The organism is Paenibacillus sp. FSL M7-1414 (genome assembly GCF_038003195.1).
GTDB lineage: Bacteria > Bacillota > Bacilli > Paenibacillales > Paenibacillaceae > Paenibacillus > Paenibacillus amylolyticus.
This window is the reverse complement of record NZ_JBBOOS010000001.1, coordinates 1,038,629-1,058,884: the sequence shown is the minus strand read 5'-3', so window position 1 is coordinate 1,058,884 and position 20,256 is coordinate 1,038,629. Positions and strand designations below refer to the sequence as shown.

The following is a 20,256-nucleotide window of genomic DNA, read 5'->3' as shown; positions in this document are numbered from 1 at the left end:
TATTATGAAAAGATGGATTCCGGTTTACTTCGCGTGGTGCGTACCTCTACAACTTTCCCGGCACATCCATTGTCGCCCTTCGCCTGGAACATTACCGTAACGCTGTCTTTGCCTGATGTAACCGCCTCAGGAATATCGTAGGTCACATAGAACACTTCGCCAATCTTGTTCATATGAATTCGCTGCTCACCGATGAGTGTTCCATCCACGGTAATGGCGAATTGTCTGTCATATAACTTACCTTCCCGTTTAAACGCGGAATGATCTCCGCCCCAATAGGCCACACATAGATAATTGGTTGCCTCACGATCCACTGCCAGTTGGTAACTGAAGTAAGCCCCACTGACGCCAAAAGCTTCTCGCCACATATGCAACTTCTTACGGCCATCTGTGGTTGAACCGTTGTGGTGCTCCCCACGGCAGTTGCTGTCCAGTTGATGTCCAATCTCATCCTGCTGACCGTCAGCCTGAACCCTGTCGATCGTGATATCGTTCAACTCTTTCTCCAGCGCATCTCCTTCATCGTTAAACGGCCAGTACACGGTATAAAATTCGTGATGCACATCATAGAACGGAATGAGCTTCACGGCTTCGCCTGTGGAAGTAACATCTTTGCTAAGTTCAAATGTTAACGTGTCTGCATCCACAACCTTGATCCACTCTCGCACATCATCCTGCTCCGTCCAGATCACAGGTACAGGTGCAGTCTTGGGATTTAGCGCTGTTTCATCCACGATCGTATCCTCCGGAAGACCCTCGTTTCCTAGTGCACCAGCGAGTACTATCGGGCCGTACAGGAATGCCACTTTGTGGGAATCATCCCGGGCAGTGTACTGGCGGAGTGACATCGGCAGTGTGATGGTGATGACATCGCCCGTTGTCCATGTGCGCTCGATGGAAAGATAGCCGGGTTCCATCCGTGTATACGGATGTTCCGTATCCCCGTTAACTATTGCCGTCATTGGCTGTTGCAGCCATGAGGGCACACGTAATCTTAGATGAGCCGAGGCGTTGCCCCCGGTGATCGTCAGGGTTACCTTTTCCGAATAAGGAAATTCGGTTTCAAGCTTCAGGGATAATCCCTGTGACGCCCAATCCAGTTGGGAAGCGATATACAGGTTGACGTACAGGTCCTGTTCATCCTCAAAATAGATGGCCTCGGCATATTTGCCCGGATTCTCCATGCCTGATCCTGTGCAGCACCACCAAGCGGTATCATGAGTACCATAGATTTTGTAGTGGCCTTGCAGCGTTGATGCAAAATACGTTTTGTTCCCCGTATCGGGGTCCTGCGTGCCAAGGATGTGATTATAGATGGCGTTTTCATAATAGTCCATGTAGGCGCTATCATGATTCCAGGCAAAGAGTTGCTTCGTTAGATGTAACATGTTGTGAGTACAACAACTCTCTCCTGTTTTGATGCCAAGACTCTCCATGCCCTTTGCTTCGTAATGCTCCGAAATACTCGTCGCACCAAATACATAAGAACGATGATGCACCGTGGTGTTCCAGAAAAATTCTGCCGCCGTTCGATAACTCTCATGAGTATGATCCTGGTTGTAAATTTCGGCTGCACCGATCACTTTGGGAATCTGCGTATTGGCGTGTTTGCCTTGAAGATCGTCCTGCTTGTGCTCCAAGGGTCTCAGGATCAATTGATGGGTGAACTTGTTAGCGATCTCAAGATATAAGGCTTTGCCGGTAATCCCATACAAGTGTGCGAATACTTCATTCATGCCCCCGTGTTCACTTTGAAGCATCGTCTGCATCTGTTCTTCTGTCATCGGGAGCAAACCTTCGACCGCCCAGTCTGCAAATCGAGTAACCACCTCAAGTGCCTGTCCGTTGCCAGTCAGTTTATACGCATCAATCAGGCCGCGATAGATTTTGTGCACACTGTACCAGGGAACCCAGTATTCACCGATATTGAATCCACCGATATTCTCTGCTCGAAAAGCCATGTGGAAAGGTTCTTCGGACAAACCACCGATATATCCGCTTCCCGTGGTCTGCTGGATTCTCGCCAGTTCGGTGACCGCATAATCCAGTCTTTCTTTTAACGTGATATTCCCGGTTGCCTGATACGTCACAGCAAGGGCAGACAGATAATGTCCGAGGGAATGTCCGCTGATGGTACGTGCCTCCCAACCCGCGTAACGCTCTTTTCGGGCAGGTAAACCATGAGCTTCGAAGCATGGAGCCAGGAATCGATCAATATCCAGCGATAACAGGTAACGCTCCCCCACCTCTTGTGATGTTTGGAACACACCATTTAACAGATCTACATGTTCCGGTCCCAGAAATCCTTTTTTCGTATCAATCATGACACTCACTCCTTCTCGGGATGTAATAGATATCCATTCATTCTTGAGGGGTAAAATCCGTGTTCTGTTCCATATGACTAATACTCATCAATCCACTTTAGAGCTTGAATATCCTCATATTATCAAATAAAATACAATTACATCAGACTCATAATCCAAGAAAAGGTGGATAAATCCGTCCTATGCAAAAGCCACTGGAACATTACCTGTGCGGCAAGTTCATATCCGAAGGCAACTGGAGCCACATGAGACGCAGCATGCCTGTGCATGAGATCATTTTGATGCTGGAAGGTGAGATGTACATCGCGGAGGAAGAGGAACAATATGTAGTTCGTGCCAACGATCTGTTGTTTCTGCGCGCCGGTCGCACCCATTACGGCTACCAGATTAGCGACGCCCCCGTGAGCTTCTACTGGGTTCACTATGATGCCATTTCGGCAGAATTCAACCAGTTTAGGACACATGCCACCATTCAGGTACCTTCCATGGCCAATCAGTTATTCAAGCAATTGCTGCATGTGTCATCCTTCTCACCAGAAGAAGCCGACGCTGCTTTGTTACTGTTGTTCAAGGAGCTGGAGCGCAATATAGAGGCGGATTATCGCCCGCACAATGCAATTGTGGACCATATCTGCAAGTGGGTCGATATTCATCTGCATACAAACATCACGGTGAGTCAGATTGCGGAAAATTTTAATTTTAACAAAGACTATATCTCCAAAATGGTGAAGCGCGAGAAAGGTACTGGACTCAAAACCTATATCCTCACAGAACGTATTCGCCGGGCGAAACAATTGCTGCTCAACACCAATGCCAGTGTAAAAGAAATTGCCGGACAGTGCGGCTTCTCCGACTACAAACTGTTCCTGCGCATGTTCAAGCAATACGAAGGCAATACGCCAACCGAATATCGCAATCATCTGTATTCCACACAGCTCAATCGCTGATATGCTTTGATCTATAGAAATGACTGAGTTACCTATAGAAAATTTGAATGAATCGGATTGAATCCGTTATGGTAAAATGCAAGAAAACTATATTCCATACTTAACCCATAAGAGAAGAGGAATTATAAGATGACAACGGCTGCCGTTACGATTCATCCTGCCACAGAAGCAGACCATCCAGAGATTGTAGATATCCTTGTTGCAAGTTATGCCGAGTATCGGGAGACTTTTGAGCAAAATGAACGCTGGGAGGCCTACCTAAAAGATATTCGAGAGTCTGTGGTTAATCCGTACCTGACACAATTATGGATCGCAAAGATTGATGATCAGATTGTCGGTACAGTCCAATTATTCGAAACAGCACGCAAGGCTTATCCAAACTTTGAATTGCCGATCGATTATCCGTTTATTCGGCTGTTGGGTGTTGATCCAAAATGGAGAGGTCACGGGATTGCCAGAGTATTGCTCCAGCAATGCGTAGATTCTGCCAAGGAGATGGGCAAAAATACGGTGTATTTATATACGGGCGGTCAGATGGTCAATGCCATCCGTTTATATGAGCGTTTTGGATTTACAGAGGATGAGGAGTTCAGCTCCGAGAGTGGCGGGGGCAAGGCGATCTGTTACCGTTATGATTCCTAGTGGAGGGTAACAACAACACGGGATCTGCGAACAGAGAATGAAACGTAAAACAGACCGATCATCTTCATGACGGTCTGTTTTACGTTTATAAATGTCAACTATATAAGTTGCACTAATCATTTACACGATAACGGAGAGGACAGAAAAAACCTGAAAAAGCGAAGCGTTCGCCTTTATCCCCGGATTTCCCCTCGAGAAAAGGGAATGGAAAAAAATCTGGGGATAACAGCGATTGGAAGGTTATTCTGTCATCGTAGTGTCAGTGTAAATAAATTTTAGTTCAACTTATATAACATTTGAAATAATACATCGCTATTGATTTTTTAACCGCCAATCTCCACCAAAATCTTCGCATGGCTCTTGTCGCTCATTAACAGCTCAAGCCCTTCCTGCACGATATCGTCCAGTTTGATTTTCTTGGTGATGACCTGTTTCACATCGAGCGACCCTTCAGCAATTAATGAAATCACTTCAGGGAAAATGTGGCGATATGCCAGCGTTGCCGTTAGATTCGCTTCTTTGACCAGAAGATCGAAGAAGTTCACTTGAAGCGGATTTGGAATCGCTGCGATGACAACAACTTCTCCGCCTTTTTTGACAACCGCAATGGCGCTATCCATCGTTGGTTGTACACCTGCTGCTTCATAAGCCACATCAATACCGCCCGATTGTTGCAAGATCACCTCTGTTGCATTGACTTTGGCACTGTTCACCGGAATGGCTCCCAGTTTGGCTGCCAGGTCCAGACGTTCCTCAAATACATCGACCGCATAGATTTCAGAGGCTCCTGCTGCTTTGGCAGACAGAATGGTCAATAATCCAATTGGACCTGCTCCATATACGGCTACTTTGTTCCCCACTTTCAGCTTGCTGTGACGAACCGCGTGAAAGGCTACGGCTGTAGGCTCTACAAGCGCACCTTCTTCGAAAGTTACGTTATCCGGGATGGGATGAACCATGTATGCTTCAACAACAACATGCTCTGCAAAACCACCATCACCATTCAGTCCAACGAATCCAAATTGAGTACATTGGTTATAGCGACCCTGGATACAGTACTCACATTTTCCACAATGGTACAACGGCTCTACCACAACTCGATCCCCTACACTGATACCGCTTACATTACTCCCCAATTCACTTACGGTTCCTGCAAATTCATGACCCAATGTCAACGGTGCTTTCTGTCCTGAGAGCGGATGATTCTCGCCTTCTTGAATTCCTACACCATGATGATAGGCATGCAAGTCACTGCCGCAGATCCCCGCATATTCCACTTTGATTTTGACTTGACCCGCTTGAGCAACCGGAACCTCCCGCTCTTCCACACGAACGTCTTTATGGCCGTACCATACTGCTGCTTTCATGAAGTTCATCCCCTTTGTATGATTGTCTATATATTATATCGCTGTTCATGTATTATTCATATTTATAGATACTAATGTTAACATTAGTTGTATTAATGCTAAACGGAGATGAAATCATGAATCTGGAACAGCTCGAATATGTCGTTGAAATTGCGAAAACGAAATCATTCTCAGCCGCCTCGGAGCATCTACATGTCACACAATCGGCGATCAGCCAATCGGTTCATCGTCTGGAGAAAGAATTGGGTATCATCCTGTTCGAACGCTCGCGGCAGGGAACTCATCCCACTCCCGAAGGCAAACAATTCATTGCCAAGGCACTGGATATTTTACAGCGGATTGATGAATTAAAATCCCTGAACGCAGAAGCCTCCTCACTTAGCGGAGAGCTTCATGTGGCTACTTTTCCAAGTGTCATGCCCTATCTTGTCCAGTCTGCTGCAGATATGAAGCGTGAGCACCCACAACTTAATATCTCCATTGAAGAGAAAGGGTCCATGGAAATTATCGAAGATATTCGCAATAACAAAACCCATCTGGGCTTTATCGCGATCTATGCGAAACAATTGCGGGAATTCGATGGACTTCACTTCAGTCCCATGTACTCGGGTAAGCTGGTAGTCGGTACTCATCACCTGTCTGAACTTGCCAAGCACAGCCGTGTTTCACCTGATCAATTAAAAGAACACAAGCTGGCACTGTATCGAGATGGTTTCATCGAAGACTTCATCAAGGAATTCACCTATGATCATGGACCTCTGTCCATTCTGTTTAAAACAAATAATTCAGAAGCCATCAACATGGTGTTAAGAAACGATATTGCCGCCACGATTGGTCACGACTTTTCCTTTCACCAAAATCCCTTATGGAAAGAAGGTCTGGTGAAGATGGTAGAGATCGCTGGAATCGATCAACCGAAAATGCAGATTGGCTTCGTGCAGACGGAGTCCAAGGAGTCCGCCGTAGCTGCAGAACGATTCGCCCAACGCTTCAGACAGGCGATAGAGCTGGATCATTTAAAAGTTTAAATCTAAAAAAGTGCTCCACCCTTTGAAGGAAGTTTGGGATGAACACCAACTTCTCCAAAAGCGGAACACTTTTCTGACTATCTCTTGCGTTACTATTACTACACCTTACTCAAACTATACTTTAACTTTTCGTACGGCTTCACTCATCTCGTTCGTCTGCTGCTCCAACATTGTGGAGGTCTGCGCCACCCTGTTGAACATGGCCGACTGTTCACGCATTAAGCGATAGATTTCATCCGAATGATCCGACACCCCGGCTGAGATCTGCGAGATCGTATTGACGGAGGCTGCGGCCTCTTCCGAACCTGCCGAGATTTCCTCTGCCGCAGCGGAGACTTCCTGAATGCGACTGGTTACCAGTTGGAACGCGTCAACGACATGAGCGAAAGCTTGCTCCGCTTCTGCAGTAATTGTAACCCCTTGTCCAATCTCGGTTGCAGTAACCCCCATCTGTGAGCCAATCTGCTGTGATTCTTGTTGAATACGAAGCAGCAAGTCGGAGATCCGTTCCATGGATGTGCTTGAGGCCTCAGCAAGCTTCCGAACTTCATCCGCCACAACCGCAAAACCTTTGCCGTGTTCTCCTGCATGTGCTGCCTCTATGGATGCATTAAGCGCAAGTAGCTTCGTCTGACTCGCAAAGTCACGAACCGTGTGCAGGGCACCACCAATTTCCTGGGAGTAGTTGTTCAGCACCTGAACCATCGCTACAACTTCACTTGAGACATTTGAGATGCTCTCCATCTGTGTTTTCATCAGTGTCATGCTCTGTTTACCGGACTCCGCCGTAGAAAGCGCACTTGATGCCGCATCCGATACAACCATCGAGGATTCGGATATATCCGTTATGCCTTTTGCGATCTCTTCCATCGCATGCGCGCTATCGCTTGCACCCTGCTTCTGCGTATGTGCACCCTGCCTAATCTGTTCGACAGATTGATCAACCGTCTTGCCCATCTCAAGCATCTCTTCGGTACTGCGATTAAATTCCTTCGTTGATTCCGATAAAATATCTGTGGTTACTGCTACGCCTTCAACCATGTTACTCACAATCTTATTCAAGTTACCGGACATATGTATCATCGCTTGATATGTGGTTCCAATCTCATCTTGGCTGCGCAAACGATACGACGTCAAAATTTGGTTCGCTTCTGCAAGCTCACCCTGTGCCATTTTTTCCACACTCGCCTTCAGCGGTTGAAGTGGCCGCAGTCCTCTTACGATAAACCACGTGACAACAGCAATGCCTATAAGTGTAATTAGTAGCAACAAGGCATAGAAGGGAATACTCGATTTCATTATATCTGACTCAATGCTTCCGATCACCGATACCGCCGTATCGATCCCAATTACACCTGTTACAGCGCCGTTACTATCCAGCATGGGAGCGTATGAGGAAATATAGTCGCCATACTCCTCATTGTTAATGATCGAAGAACTGGCTGTTTGCCCCTGCAACAGCTTCTGCACAGCCTCCTGAGGGACATCCGTAACTTCATTAATCGGCGAGGCTTTATTTACATCCTTCATACCGTCCACCATAATAAGTGGCGTACCTTTGTCATCTATTTTGACGAAATACACATACATTGCACCAATGCTTACGCGAAAGTCATCCAGTTCATCACGAATCTTCAAGAATTCGTCATTCTCCTTGGGGTCCTTGGCAAACTCGGCATAAGATGCTGTATCCAGCTGATTCACATAACTCTGAGCAATCTGGATGTTGTAACTCGAAATGGCCTCCTGCGCAGCTAGTTTCATATTGGCCACCTGTAACAGCATGCTACCAACGGCTATAATCGTAATGACCAGTGTAACTACTGCAACAATGCGCACAACCAAACGTTTTCTAAAAAAACCAATCATCCGCTCCTCTTCCTCTCCCGTGAACCCAAGCCTTTTTGACTAGGCGCTACCCAAAAAACGCATGCTTGAAGCACTATGTATGGGAAAATAGTAAACGAATATGTCGAATTAGGCAAGAAAATATTGGGTTTACATAAAAACGCTATCATGGCTGTGGTAGCTTTGTTCATTGGAACAAAAAAAACTCCAATGCAAGCATTAGAGTATGTTCAAAGATTGATAATTATTTTATTCTGTAACTTGAGTTACCATTCTAACTCTTCAATCAAGTTAAATATCATTTTTTTATCAAAATCATCCATTGATTTAAAAATAGCTATTTCATCTGTTTTTTTGTCCAATTTGATGAGTGTAGCTATGGCTAAATCTCCAACTTTATAATAACCTATTAACTTATCTGATGCTCCTCTTCTGGATGTAAGTTCCTCCAGCTTTTCATTTATAGCAGTTGACGCCAATTTTTCTTTGCCTATATAAGTCATTACATGATACAAAACTATTGGATTTGCTTCATTTAATAAAAGTTGCAACTCATCAATCGAACATTGTCCTTCTTCAATTTTCTTTATTAGATTCATATTTCTACCCTCCATTAAATTTTATTTCAAATGACTCGTAAGGGTCTGCCTTTCTCTTACATAATTTTCAAACAGAGCATTCGCAATATCATTTCGACCTAATTCATCAGCTATTTTTATTTCTCTCATGTATGCATTTAATTCCATTTTAACACGATTCATAGTCTGAAAATGATAACTCATTCCCGGAAAACCTTTGTTCATATCGTCTAGATAATGTGTGTATTCGTGTAAAAGCGCCCCTATTGAAGCATCCTCATTTATAATTAACTGCCCAGGTCCACCTCTTTTTGGAGAATACGCCATATCCTCGCCTCTATGAATTACTTCCACACCGTTTGATTCCAAGTGATCAATAATTTCTTTCCATTTCTCGGGATGAGATTCCCTTCCAGGGCCAAGAACTTCTTTTAATGGATCATCTATACCTTTTCTGAACATATCTTTACTATTATCTATGTGTGTCCCCGCCTCTTTTTCCTTCTCCAGATACTCGGAGAACTTAGAGGATTCTCTCGCCTTTTTACTCTCAGCAATGTTATCCAGAACTCGAAGGCGTTGATCTTTATGTCCATTAAAACTACCTGTTAACTGCCCTGTACCAGGCGGACGATTGAATGAATTAATCTTCGCGCCGCCTCCCGACGAAGTCAGAAGATTATGCGGCTTGATCATCGTGGAGGCATAACCCCCTCCAACCATTAGACCTCCCAACCCAATCATATTTGCCCAGTGTTCACTGGACCAGGCATTGGTCGGAAAGGTGGCTTCCCGAATCGTCCCATGGATACCAAATGTGAGCCAGTTGGCAGCATCATTCGGGGAGTTGAATGCTTTATCCGCCCTGTCTACATACCCCTGAACAAGACCACTTGGAATACCAAATGTCCAATAATCCAGAAAACCACCTACACTATCATAACGCTTTTGATATCGATCATCCGCAGATTGCATAAAGGCTTGTCCCAATTCGACTAAACTATCAGCAGACTTCTGAAAAGCATTACGGGTGTCGGTTGCTGGTGCCCTGCATTCATCTGGCGGTGGTGGTACGCAACTCACATCATAGGATTGTACAGCTTGCTGATCAGCAAGTCTGAATTTTTCCGCATGCCCTTCAAGCTCTTTGGCAATAGATAAAGATAGTGAGACAAAGTCATCCATCACCCGCTGCGCAACTATAAAATCAACATAAAACCTTTCCTTCGTGCTGCCATCCCACTGTCTTTCGATTTCGTATAAATGTTGTTTCAAGATGTTATTCATCTGAAAAACCTGATTCTGAGCTGTTGTAAATTGTTTCGAGACAGATATCAACTGTTCAGGAGTTACTTTTATCGTTGTCATGTGAGACCTCGTTCTAAATATATTTCGTTGTTATACGAACATTTGTTGTTTAGAATGCTATAAGATTCATATGTACAGATGGGCTTTTATTATAAAGTGAACACAGATCATTTCGTAGAGACTGCCGGTTTATTTATCTAGTTCGTATTACCCCTAATTTGTCCCAGTTATAACAAAAACAGAGGTTCTAGTTCCAAAATAAAACCATTACCTTACTGAATACAAAAAACACCCCGACGTAAGCGCCGAGATGTTGAGGTGTTCTACATTTGAATGTCACAAATATTAAACTGTTCGTCCATTCGTCTTCCTGAATCGAATCAGGGACCAGATAATCAGCAACGCGAGTACGGCAAGACAGATGCTAATGCTGAACCGATTACCTTCATCAAACACAAACATCACCGCAATCACACTGAGACATAGTACCACGACTCCGGTTATGTAAGGGAATCCCCAAACTTTGAAGGTCGGTTGAACCGGATATCTCTTTCGCAGTTTCAACTGTGATGAGGCAATACAGATCCACACAAGGATTACGACAAACCCCGGAACTGCGAGCAATACGCGGAACAGTTGATCCTGCGCGAACAGGCCAAGCAAGGAACCTCCAAGCAGGACGACCGAGCACACCAGAAGTGTGTTAACAGGGCTACCGTTGCGATTCGTCTGTGACAATGCCTTCGGAGCTTCCCCACCCACTGCCATGGAGTGCATCATCCGGGATGCACCATAGATCCCTGAATTCGCAGCAGACAGAACTGCCGTCACCAAAATAAAGTTCATTATGTGTGCTGCTCCCGGCAGTCCCGTGGATGCGAGCACCTGTACAAATGGACTGCTCTCCGGCCCGATCTCATTCCATGGGATAAGACCACAGATGATGAGAATCGGCAAGGTGAAGAACAGAATAATTCTGAGCATGAAATTGCCCACGATTTTGGGCATGACTTTTTCTGCATTTTCCGTCTCGGTCAGGGTCAGACCAATCAGCTCCGATCCCCCATAAGAGAACATGACCACAAGCAGTGCCGAGAAAATCGAAGACCATCCGTTCGGGAAGAAGCCGCCTGCTTGCGTATAATTTTGCAGATAAGGGGTGTTGTCACTTGGGATAATGCCAAAGATCAATCCTGCACCCAGGAAGATAAAAATAATGATCATGGCGATTTTGATTCCAGCCAGCCAAAACTCAAATTCCCCGAACACACCTACACTTAACAGATTAACCAGTATAATGAACGCTGCACATGCCAGACTCAGCATCCACAGCGGTACTTCACTGAACCAATACTGCAAAAAGCTCCCGGCGGCAATCACCTCAATGACACACACCGATAACCATAGAAAGCAGTACATCCATCCCATAACAAAGGATACTCTGCTACCAAATGCCTCCTGCACGAAGTCTTTCATATTTTTGTTCTTGTACACCGTAGCCATCTCAGCCATCGCGGCCATAACAACCAGCAGCAATAATCCGGCAAAAATGTAAGTGACAATAACGCCCGGACCCGCGAGTCCAATCGTCTCTGCACTGCCTTTAAAAATTCCCGTTCCAATGACACCACCCATAGCCATAAAACTGATGTGTCTTGGTTTAAGCTTCTTCTGTAGTGTTCCTTCTGTCTGAGCCAATTCAAGTCCTCCTGATGTAAAAAACGTCTGTAATGCTGTCATATTTCATAGACATAATGTCCAGTATACCCTATTGTCCATCAATCAGCCCAGAAGTTCCTTATGGCCAATTCATCCCAAACATATATGGACATAACCTATGTTTTATACCCCACAATGGCACGAAGCAATCTGTGTGCAATCCAGGTTAGCAAAATGTACCCTGCCCCATAGATGAACCAAGCGCCTATGTTACTCCCCCATGTTGAAAGATCACTCGCGATATACAACAAAGGCAGCATAAAAGATATCACCAGCGCTACCCAGAGTCTAAACCAATTGGCAAAATAACTGCATACTCCAAGCACCACAGCAATGATGGGACATAACACCAAGACAGCAAACAGCGGATTCATATGATCGAACCACCAGTAAATCATGCACGACTCCCTCCACATTCTTCGTCACAAGGCCACGTTGTTTTAATGCGTATTATTGAGTTTATTCTACTCTTTTTTCATCTCTTAAAATGTACGATATGTTGCAAAATTAAAAAACCAGCGTCCTGTAAAAAACAGAATACTGGTTTCTCATGTAAATCCATTTAAATTGTTCTCGTCATAAACGTGCTGTTCGGGTCCAATACATAATCCGCGAATGGTTCGCAATATTCAAATCCGAAATCTTCATACAACTTCCTTGCCGGAATAAATGAATTCATTGAGCCCGTCTCCAGACTGATTCGCTTATAACCACGGTCTATGGCAACCTCCATAATATGAGCCAAAATTTTTCTCGCGACGCCTTTTCTCAGATGAGCCGAAGCGGTACGCATTGACTTCAACTCTGCATGCTCTGAATCAAGTTCTTTGATAGCCCCGCAGCCGAGCAAGTCGTCCCCTTCCCAAGCACACCAGAAAGTAATTTCGGGCTCCTTGAGTCCATCCAGATTCAACGCATGAATACTCTCAGGAGGCGAATCTGCCGCCATCCCTTGCAGGTGCTCCGCAATTAAAGCCTTAACTTGGACTCCACTCAAATCATCCACTTTGATCTCCATAACGTACCACTCCCGCCGGCATTTTTATTGGTTTTATCACTGAATGTATATCAATCATTTTATCTTACTACCGTGTTAGGTTTTATGACAATAGGTTACTTATATCCACTGAAATACGCTATTGTGATTCACCTATAATTTCCAGTATGATGAGGCTATCATATGCCAAAGGGGCGAGGTCTATTGCGAAATATACATAGAGTTAAACGTGGAACTAAGGTGAAGCAAGCTTAACTTAATTTAAAGGAGAACCCTATGACACTCACTACGGATAACCTGTTTTATAGCAAACGATTAAAGATGACGCCACCACGCTCTGAAGACGTGCAGACCATGCTGCAATGGAACGAAGACCCGGAGTACCTTCGGAATGTGGATACTGACCTGGCCATTCCCTATTCGGAGAAACAGTTGGAGGATGAGGGCGAAACGAAGAACAAGGAAGTTTACTTCAGACTTCGCACGCATCAAGAGGATACTCTGATTGGTTTTGTCGTCATTCATGGCATTGAATGGAACAACCGCTGCGGACAGCTTGCCATTGGCATCGGACTTGCCAAACATCGCAACAAGGGATATGGCACGGAAGCGTTGAATCTTATTTTACGATATGCGTTCCATGAGATGAATCTGGACAGGGTTGGTCTCGATGTCATCGCCTACAATGCCAAAGCAATCCGTTCCTATGAGAAGGTTGGTTTTCAGTTGGAAGGTCGGGCACGCTCCGCTGTATATCGTGATGGTAAGCGTTATGACCGCTTGATGATGGGAATCCTAAGACCAGAATGGGAAATACACAATCATATCCATACGGAGGGTGAACAAGCATGACCAAGAATGCAGAAGTCACCGAGTTTATTGAACAGATTCAGATCCCCTGGCAAGTACAAGTCGCTGAACAATTGCGCCAGTTGGTGCATGATACCATCCCTGACGTACAAGAACGCGTACAATACAAGAAACCTCATTTTTTGAAAAACGGAAAGTATGCTGCGGTCATTTCACCTTCCAAACAAGCCATGTCTTTCACCATCTTCAATGCAACTGGACTCGATCTACCCGATGGGATATTTGAAGGCCCAGAAGAGCGAAAAAAAGATCAAACTCAAGGAAAAAGATACGCCGGACTATGAATGGTTGGCTGGTTTGTTAAAGCAGGCATCTGCGGAATTGTAGACGGGTGTAGTGAAGAGGCACATACGCCGAAGTAGTAACTTAGGTAGTAATGTGCGGTTGGAGTATATGGGGTGAGTTTGGGTTTGGGCCAAGCGCTAACGAATCGGACACACCTTATATCGCAGTTTTAAAAACATATGAAATTCTAACGAATCTGAGCAGTCTTATTACAGAAACCCCCTTCGATTTTCTTCGAAAAACCATGACAATTGGAGAAATAGAGTGGCTATGATTCGTTAGAATTCTATACTGCTGCAAATTCACCCAATAAGACGTGCTAGGTTCTTTAGACTGTGTGAGTACGACAAGCGGCCTCTGCACGTAGAAAAAACAACCCATTCTCACTCTGGCGGCTAAATAAATAGCATAAACGACTGGCTGTAGCAAAGATATCTCACATCCATCCTGCGCAGGGCAAAGGGGCATCCCATGAAGTTCCAAGAACTTCGGGATGCCCCTTGGTTATAGTCTGTCTACTACTGTCATTCCAACCTTAACAGCGGTGTAATATTATAATAAGATGACTGCTTATAATTGCTTATAATGGTTTATACTAGCTTCCACCATCAAGATTGCTGGTACGATACGGCGGTCATCTGACATGGCTCACATATGAACATGTAATACATACCCTCACCATATTCCTCAACCTCGCCCCAATCCAGTTGTGCCACAGCCTTCATTCTCGTGGAACAGCGTGGACATGTTGGGTACTCCGCATCTTGAACCCATCCTGGATGGCCGCCGACCTGAGATAACGATGGCTCCATCGCCCACTCACTGGCATGGAATGCATGACGCGATGCATTCGCAATCCCAAACTGCTGTCCAACATCCGGTGCAAGTTTACCATAGTCGTCCAGGTCAATCTCGTCCATTCCCGCAGGCATGACATTATGTGAACTCCATAACGGTTCCCCTCCCGCGTCCATCTCCATGTAAACCACACCGTAACTGTTGCATATCACGCAAGTCCGTATCTGAAGTTGCTGAGCATGCCAAGAAACGTCATTCAATGCTGGATGCTTAACATCCAGACTAATTAAGGTGGTTAACGCATTGCCACACCATGGACAGCAATTGGTGCTAGGGTTCAGCATCGAGAGTGAATTTCCGGTTAACTCCACGTTAGGTCCTTCATTCTCTTTTACTTTATAGAGTGAATAACTTGGGGTGATGAATAATTCCCTGCGCTGCCCGTCTTTTGTAAGCTCCCAACCAGCTTCAGTGGTGTAATGCTCAGGTGCCACGTACAATTCCCTCGCCCAAGATGGCGGAGTCTGTCTCCACTGCCGGAACTGCTGCACGACAACATCATCTCCGATATGGGCCAGCATGAGCAATATGTGGTTCCGATTCTCATCATCGCTGTTCACCTGCTGCAAGAGACGATTACGAACCTCACCCGAGGCACTTTTAAACAAAATGGCAGGATAATAGATCTCCTGTTCCAGCAGCTCAGGAATTTCGGCAGTCAACGATATATCATGGTAGCAGACCAGATATACCAGAATGTCTTTGCCCGTATCTTCATCACCTGTACGAATCCGTTGCATCGCGTAATCCTTCATCTGATCTTGTTGCTCTACAGACAAAGATAGATATACCTGTTCCTCGGATTGTTCATAGGGTGTATAACGAATTAGTGGATCGCGAACCTGAGGTTTGTGCATGATTTTCAAAATTTCGACCGGGTCTGTGAAACCTGCATACAAGTTCACTTCACGTCGATTCGCTTCAATGTATCTCTGGCGCTCCTCCCGTTCCATCTCCTGCTTGCAAGGCATGCAATAACCACCCGTTTTCAACGCTGTTGCTGGTAAAATGGTATTTGCACACCCTTCCCGTATACACGGAATTCGTTCTGTCATATTCCAACCCCCTTCAACTATTGGCAATGGAAACACGCCACAATGTGACGTGCTTGTCCCTTACTCATATTTCAATACTGCCTGTCTCGAAAAGGAAATGCGAATCAGTGATGTCCCAACTGGTCCTTGGTGAATTCATAAAAGGCAAGCGCATCTTCACTGCTGGCAAAGCCTGCCTGAGCCATCTTTTCACTGCCCCCACCTTTGCCTTGGTAGGCTCCAAGATTACCTTTAAAGAAAGGTCCACAAGCCCATTCAGGCGGTTGGCCGTTCTGTGCCAGAACTACTTTGGCCTCTGAGATACTGGCAAAGAGTACAAGCCCCTCATGGTCTGCCGTCAGCTTGGTAGCCAGGCTCTGCATATCCTTGAGCGATTTGTCTTCAAAGACCTGAGCAATTACCAGCCCTTGCCGAGCGGCCAGAAGTTCCTCCGCATAATAGGCATCGTTCGTTGTTTTCACTGCATTCAGCTCGGTTTGCAGCTGCTTTTGCTCCAGCTCCATTTTCTCAATGCGCTCCAATAATTCGTCCTTGCTGGTCTTTAATTTAACCATGATGCTATTGAGCACGTTTTGTGTGGATGTAAATTCATTTAGCGCCCTTGTTCCACATTTGAAATAAATGCGGGTGCCACCCTTCACTTTTTCAGTTTTCAACAGTTTGATGATCCCAATCTCACCAGTCGCCGACACATGAGTTCCACCGCAGGCGTTATACTCCACGCCCTCGATCTCAACGATGCGAATGTCCTCTGTTACCGTAGGCTGCTTCACCAGTGGTAACTGTGCAGCCTCTTCTGCTGTAACCCAGGACGTGTTGATCCGAGCGTTACGATAGATCTGGCGATTCACTTCTTGTTCAATGGCGGTTAATTGATTCGCTCCCAGTTCAGCCGCAGCCACATCAATCGTGTCATACTCCGTACCAAGATGGAAACTGAGTGTCATCGCTTCAGTCAGCTTCAGAGTGATTGCCGATAACAAATGCTGACCCGTATGCTGCTGCATATGATCGAATCTGCGCTCCCAGTCAATCTCACAATGTACCTCAGTCTCTTCAGGAGTGCGTTCCAGCTTATGCCATACTTCGCCATCTTCAATGTTCACATCCAGAACAGCGATGCCAGCAATTTGTCCCAGATCACAAGGTTGTCCGCCCCCATGCGGGTAAAAAGCAGTCTCCGCCAGCGTGACATATACACCATCTTCCTTGTCCACTCTGCCTGTAATTGTTGTATGCCACTCTCTTGTATAAGCAGAGTCATAATAGATTTTTTGCGTCATTGAATCATCCCGATCCCTTCTCGTTCAAATGGGTTTTCATAATCTCCAGATTACACTATCTGGAACCCTCAAGCCAATTTATGGCATAGAGTATCCCCTTTTTCTATCCAAAAGATTACTCTGTGAGCGAAAATAGCTATTAATCGAAAAAGGAACGTTTGCAGGAAGATGCTTCTGGTAAAGGCTTATCGTTCTATGATGTTTTTAAGATAAACTTTCAAACTGTCTTGTTCGACTTTAATAAAAAAAAGCAGAGTGAATAATCACTCTACTTTCTGAAAACCATTTTAACAAACAACTTTTCATTAAACTCTTGTAGCTAATAGATCGCTATCGGTCCATAAGGACCATCAATAATTTCAATTTTTGTCTCGAAAATATCTGTTAAAATTTCGGGGTCCATCACTTCATCTACGGTTCCAAAAGCGGCGATTTGACCATCTTTCATGGCACATATTCGATCCGAATATTTGGCGGCAAAATTGATATCATGCATAACCGTCAGAATGGTTCTTCCAAATTCATTAGCGGCATATCTCAAATGCTCCATCATCCGAACAGAACGCGCAACATCCAGATTGTTCAAAGGCTCGTCCAAAAGTACATATTCCGTCTCCTGACACAAAACCATTGCGACATAAGCTCTTTGCCTCTGACCACCTGAAAGCTCATCTAAGTATCTATTTTCCAGATCAGTTAAGTCTAGAAAATCAATATATTTAGAGATTATAGCTTCATCCTCATCCGTTAATCTTCCCTTAGAATAAGGAAACCGTCCAAATCCAGCAAGTTGTCTAACGGTAAGCCTTGTGACAAAATGATTTTCTTGTCGTAAAACCGTTATAATCTTGGCCAGATCCCTTGATTTGGATGTGGAAACATCCATATTGGCAACCTTGATCTGACCTTCGTCCAAATCCAAAAGTCTTCCGATCATCAGAAGTGTCGTTGACTTCCCCGCACCGTTGGGTCCAATTAAAGAAGTAAGACCGGCTTTGGGTATATGAATATTCAAAGGGCCTATCTCTACCTCGGCTGCATAGGTTTTTTTGACATTATTGATCTGTATCATAAAGAACCCTTCCTTAAAATCACAATTAAAAATGTTAGTCCGCCAACCAATTCTATAATGATGGAAACAACACCTTGGGCATTGAAAACATGATTCATAATAAAGTATGCACCGGTTAAGATCACAAACCCTATCGCAAGAGCCATTGGGAAAACATATCTGTGATCATAGGTTTGCGCAGCCTGATAACTCAAAATCGCAACTAAAAATCCATAGAATGTAAGTGGTCCAACCAAAGCCGTCGAAATGGCCATCAAAATGGAAACCAGGACCAGTGTATAAATCACACTACTTTGATGTTTAGTTCCCAAGGAAGTCGAGACATCCTTACCCAGCGACAATACATTTAACCTCTTGGCATTAGCAAGCAGCAGAATTGCTGCAATGATGACGATAGGAATCGCAATCGGGAAATAGGCAGAATCCGCATTATTCACGGAAGCAAACATTCTTGCCTGCAAAATATCAAACTCAGACGGTGCAAGAAGTCTTCTCATAAATGAAGACACGGATCTCAGCCCGGTCCCAATGATAATACCGACTAGAAGCAGAAGTTGTAAATTACCGTATTTTCCGGAAAGCAGCCATCCATAAAGGATTAAACACATGATGACCATTGCAGCAACTTGATATAAAAAGGAATCAACACCGCTAAAATTCACAAATACCGTAGCACCAAGGAAAAATATAGTACTCGTATGAATGGTTGAATATATAGCATCAAAACCTAAAAGAGACGGAGTTATAATTCTGTTATTCGTAATCGATTGAAAAGCAACCGTAGATAAACTTTGGCAAATTGCAGCGATAAGCATTGAAACCAGAGCGACTACCCTTCTTGTAACAACTGGTATAAAAGAAGGTGAGGACACCGGGACGGGATTGTTATAAACCAGTAGTCCAACCGATGCAAAAACGCCAAGAACAATTAATGTTATCAGCAAAATCCAATAACGCTTTTCTTCTTTCTTGGTACGGAAGGCTCTAGCTGATCTTTTTTTAGGACGACGGCTAGAATCGATTTCGATATTTAGTGGATTTCTACTTGCTAAGTCGCTCATCTTACCCTCCTTGTTGACCGCCTTTGTCTTAACAAAATGACAATAAATACGACGGCTCCCACTGTTCCAAGGATCATTGAGACAGGTATTTCAAAAGGCATGATAATGACACGAGACAGGATATCACACACAATGATGCTGCCCATCCCTAATAAGCACACCCATGGCAAATTGCTCCTGAGATCGTCACCCCTAAACATGGAAACGATATTGGGGACAATTAACCCTAGAAAAGGCAAGTTCCCAATGACCGCTGCAACGATTCCAACGGCTAGTGAAATAAGCGCAGTACCCAAAAGAATGATCCTGTCATAATTTACGCCAAGACTGGTAGCGACATCTTCCCCTAGTCCGGCTAAAGTCAAACGATCAGCAAAAACAAAAATAAGAATAGTCACCAATACAATGAGCCATAAATATTCGTACCTGCCAATTTGCACAGATGAAAAGGAGCCTGCAAACCAGCTTTCGATATTTTGAGTCATTTGGAATACAAGCCCAACGAAAGTTGAAAATGCAGAAATGACTGCTCCAAGCATCATCCCAATAATGGGGACAACCAAAGACGAACGGAGTTTAACTTTCTTTAGAAACATAAAAAAAATCATCGTTCCTATAAAAGAAAAAATGATTGCACCCGTCATTCTTAGCGTTAAGCTCGGAGCAGGAAAGACCAGATAAATAAACATGATCCCCAGTCCTGACCATTCCATTGTTCCGGTGGTGGTAGGCTCCACCAAGCGATTCTGTGTAATAAGCTGCATGACCAGTCCAGCCATTGCCATGGCCGCACCGGTAAGCATTAATGCAACAGTTCTTGGGACACGAGTAATGAAGAACATCTCCATTCCATCGGCTTGTCCTCGTATGTCATAGACTCCAATAAGCAGTGATGTAATGCCTAAAATAATAGTGGCTATAATCGCAATGATAAAAGGTATAGTCCATAGCTTTTTCGGATTATGACGCTGGGGTTGAGAATTCTCAACCCCAGCTAATTTTGGTATTAAATTT

Annotated in this window: 17 protein-coding genes and 1 pseudogene; 5 read left to right on the top strand and 13 right to left on the bottom strand. The window is 44.6% G+C overall.

The features are described 5' to 3' along the window. Positions 1-2: 2 nt before the first annotated feature. Positions 3-2,324, bottom strand: a complete 2,322-nt coding sequence (locus tag MHH92_RS04770) for a beta-L-arabinofuranosidase domain-containing protein (protein ID WP_340902313.1) — start codon at positions 2,322-2,324, stop codon at positions 3-5. 182 nt (positions 2,325-2,506) lie between these two features. Here MHH92_RS04770 and MHH92_RS04765 point away from each other — a divergent pair, with 182 nt between their 5' ends. Then, positions 2,507-3,271, top strand: a complete 765-nt coding sequence (locus MHH92_RS04765; RefSeq protein ID WP_101314628.1) for a helix-turn-helix transcriptional regulator — start codon at positions 2,507-2,509, stop codon at positions 3,269-3,271. 129 nt (positions 3,272-3,400) lie between these two features. Further along, positions 3,401-3,913 (top strand): GNAT family N-acetyltransferase, encoded by a 513-nt coding sequence (locus MHH92_RS04760; RefSeq protein WP_091034581.1) that lies wholly within the window; start codon positions 3,401-3,403, stop codon positions 3,911-3,913. Between the two features lie 323 nt (positions 3,914-4,236). Here the strand turns inward: MHH92_RS04760 and MHH92_RS04755 are convergent, their stop codons facing one another. Further along, a complete protein-coding gene (locus tag MHH92_RS04755; protein ID WP_340902310.1) occupies positions 4,237-5,280 on the bottom strand; it encodes a 2,3-butanediol dehydrogenase in 1,044 nt (347 codons plus the stop codon). A gap of 116 nt (positions 5,281-5,396) precedes the next feature. On the opposite strand from MHH92_RS04755, the gene MHH92_RS04750 reads away from it, so the two are divergent. Then, positions 5,397-6,308: a LysR family transcriptional regulator gene (locus MHH92_RS04750; RefSeq protein WP_047841739.1), complete on the top strand. Its 912-nt coding sequence runs from the start codon at positions 5,397-5,399 to the stop codon at positions 6,306-6,308. Between the two features lie 114 nt (positions 6,309-6,422). Here the strand turns inward: MHH92_RS04750 and MHH92_RS04745 are convergent, their stop codons facing one another. From MHH92_RS04745 to MHH92_RS04720, 6 genes are all read right to left on the bottom strand, one after another. Then, on the bottom strand, positions 6,423-8,177 hold the full coding sequence (locus MHH92_RS04745; protein WP_340027452.1) for a methyl-accepting chemotaxis protein: 1,755 nt from the start codon (positions 8,175-8,177) through the stop codon (positions 6,423-6,425). Positions 8,178-8,422: 245 nt separating this feature from the next. Next, positions 8,423-8,755, bottom strand: a complete 333-nt coding sequence (locus MHH92_RS04740) for a hypothetical protein (protein WP_051446963.1) — start codon at positions 8,753-8,755, stop codon at positions 8,423-8,425. A gap of 21 nt (positions 8,756-8,776) precedes the next feature. Beyond that, positions 8,777-10,102 carry a WXG100 family type VII secretion target gene (locus MHH92_RS04735; RefSeq protein ID WP_101314625.1) on the bottom strand — a complete coding sequence of 442 codons (1,326 nt, stop codon included), beginning with the start codon at positions 10,100-10,102 and terminating at the stop codon, positions 8,777-8,779. A gap of 285 nt (positions 10,103-10,387) precedes the next feature. Continuing rightward, a complete protein-coding gene (locus MHH92_RS04730; RefSeq protein ID WP_074093653.1) occupies positions 10,388-11,782 on the bottom strand; it encodes an amino acid permease in 1,395 nt (464 codons plus the stop codon). A gap of 95 nt (positions 11,783-11,877) precedes the next feature. Then, positions 11,878-12,159 (bottom strand): hypothetical protein, encoded by a 282-nt coding sequence (locus MHH92_RS04725; RefSeq protein ID WP_340902305.1) that lies wholly within the window; start codon positions 12,157-12,159, stop codon positions 11,878-11,880. 164 nt (positions 12,160-12,323) lie between these two features. Beyond that, positions 12,324-12,779, bottom strand: coding sequence for a GNAT family N-acetyltransferase (locus MHH92_RS04720; protein WP_340902303.1), 456 nt, complete (start codon positions 12,777-12,779; stop codon positions 12,324-12,326). A gap of 255 nt (positions 12,780-13,034) precedes the next feature. On the opposite strand from MHH92_RS04720, the gene MHH92_RS04715 reads away from it, so the two are divergent. Together MHH92_RS04715 and MHH92_RS04710 are read left to right on the top strand one after the other, a co-directional pair. Beyond that, positions 13,035-13,610, top strand: coding sequence for a GNAT family N-acetyltransferase (locus tag MHH92_RS04715; protein WP_340902300.1), 576 nt, complete (start codon positions 13,035-13,037; stop codon positions 13,608-13,610). Next, positions 13,607-13,955: pseudogene (locus MHH92_RS04710) on the top strand (DUF1801 domain-containing protein). Before MHH92_RS04715 ends, MHH92_RS04710 begins: the two are co-directional and overlap by 4 nt. A 566-nt stretch (positions 13,956-14,521) precedes the next feature. Here the strand turns inward: MHH92_RS04710 and MHH92_RS04705 are convergent. The 5 genes from MHH92_RS04705 to MHH92_RS04685 all read right to left on the bottom strand — a co-directional run bounded on the left by MHH92_RS04705 (position 14,522) and on the right by MHH92_RS04685 (position 20,249). Further along, positions 14,522-15,826 (bottom strand): DUF1963 domain-containing protein, encoded by a 1,305-nt coding sequence (locus MHH92_RS04705; RefSeq protein WP_340902298.1) that lies wholly within the window; start codon positions 15,824-15,826, stop codon positions 14,522-14,524. Positions 15,827-15,930: 104 nt separating this feature from the next. Continuing rightward, entirely contained in the window at positions 15,931-17,109 is a 1,179-nt protein-coding gene (locus MHH92_RS04700; protein ID WP_340902297.1) for an alanyl-tRNA editing protein, read from the bottom strand. 319 nt (positions 17,110-17,428) lie between these two features. Beyond that, on the bottom strand, positions 17,429-18,181 hold the full coding sequence (locus MHH92_RS04695) for an iron ABC transporter ATP-binding protein (RefSeq protein WP_047841731.1): 753 nt from the start codon (positions 18,179-18,181) through the stop codon (positions 17,429-17,431). Further along, entirely contained in the window at positions 18,178-19,242 is a 1,065-nt protein-coding gene (locus tag MHH92_RS04690) for an iron chelate uptake ABC transporter family permease subunit (protein WP_062837495.1), read from the bottom strand. Before MHH92_RS04690 ends, MHH92_RS04695 begins: the two co-directional genes overlap by 4 nt. Next, on the bottom strand, positions 19,239-20,249 hold the full coding sequence (locus tag MHH92_RS04685; RefSeq protein WP_372238406.1) for an ABC transporter permease: 1,011 nt from the start codon (positions 20,247-20,249) through the stop codon (positions 19,239-19,241). The genes MHH92_RS04690 and MHH92_RS04685 overlap by 4 nt, the downstream gene beginning before the upstream one ends. Positions 20,250-20,256: the final 7 nt, after the last annotated feature.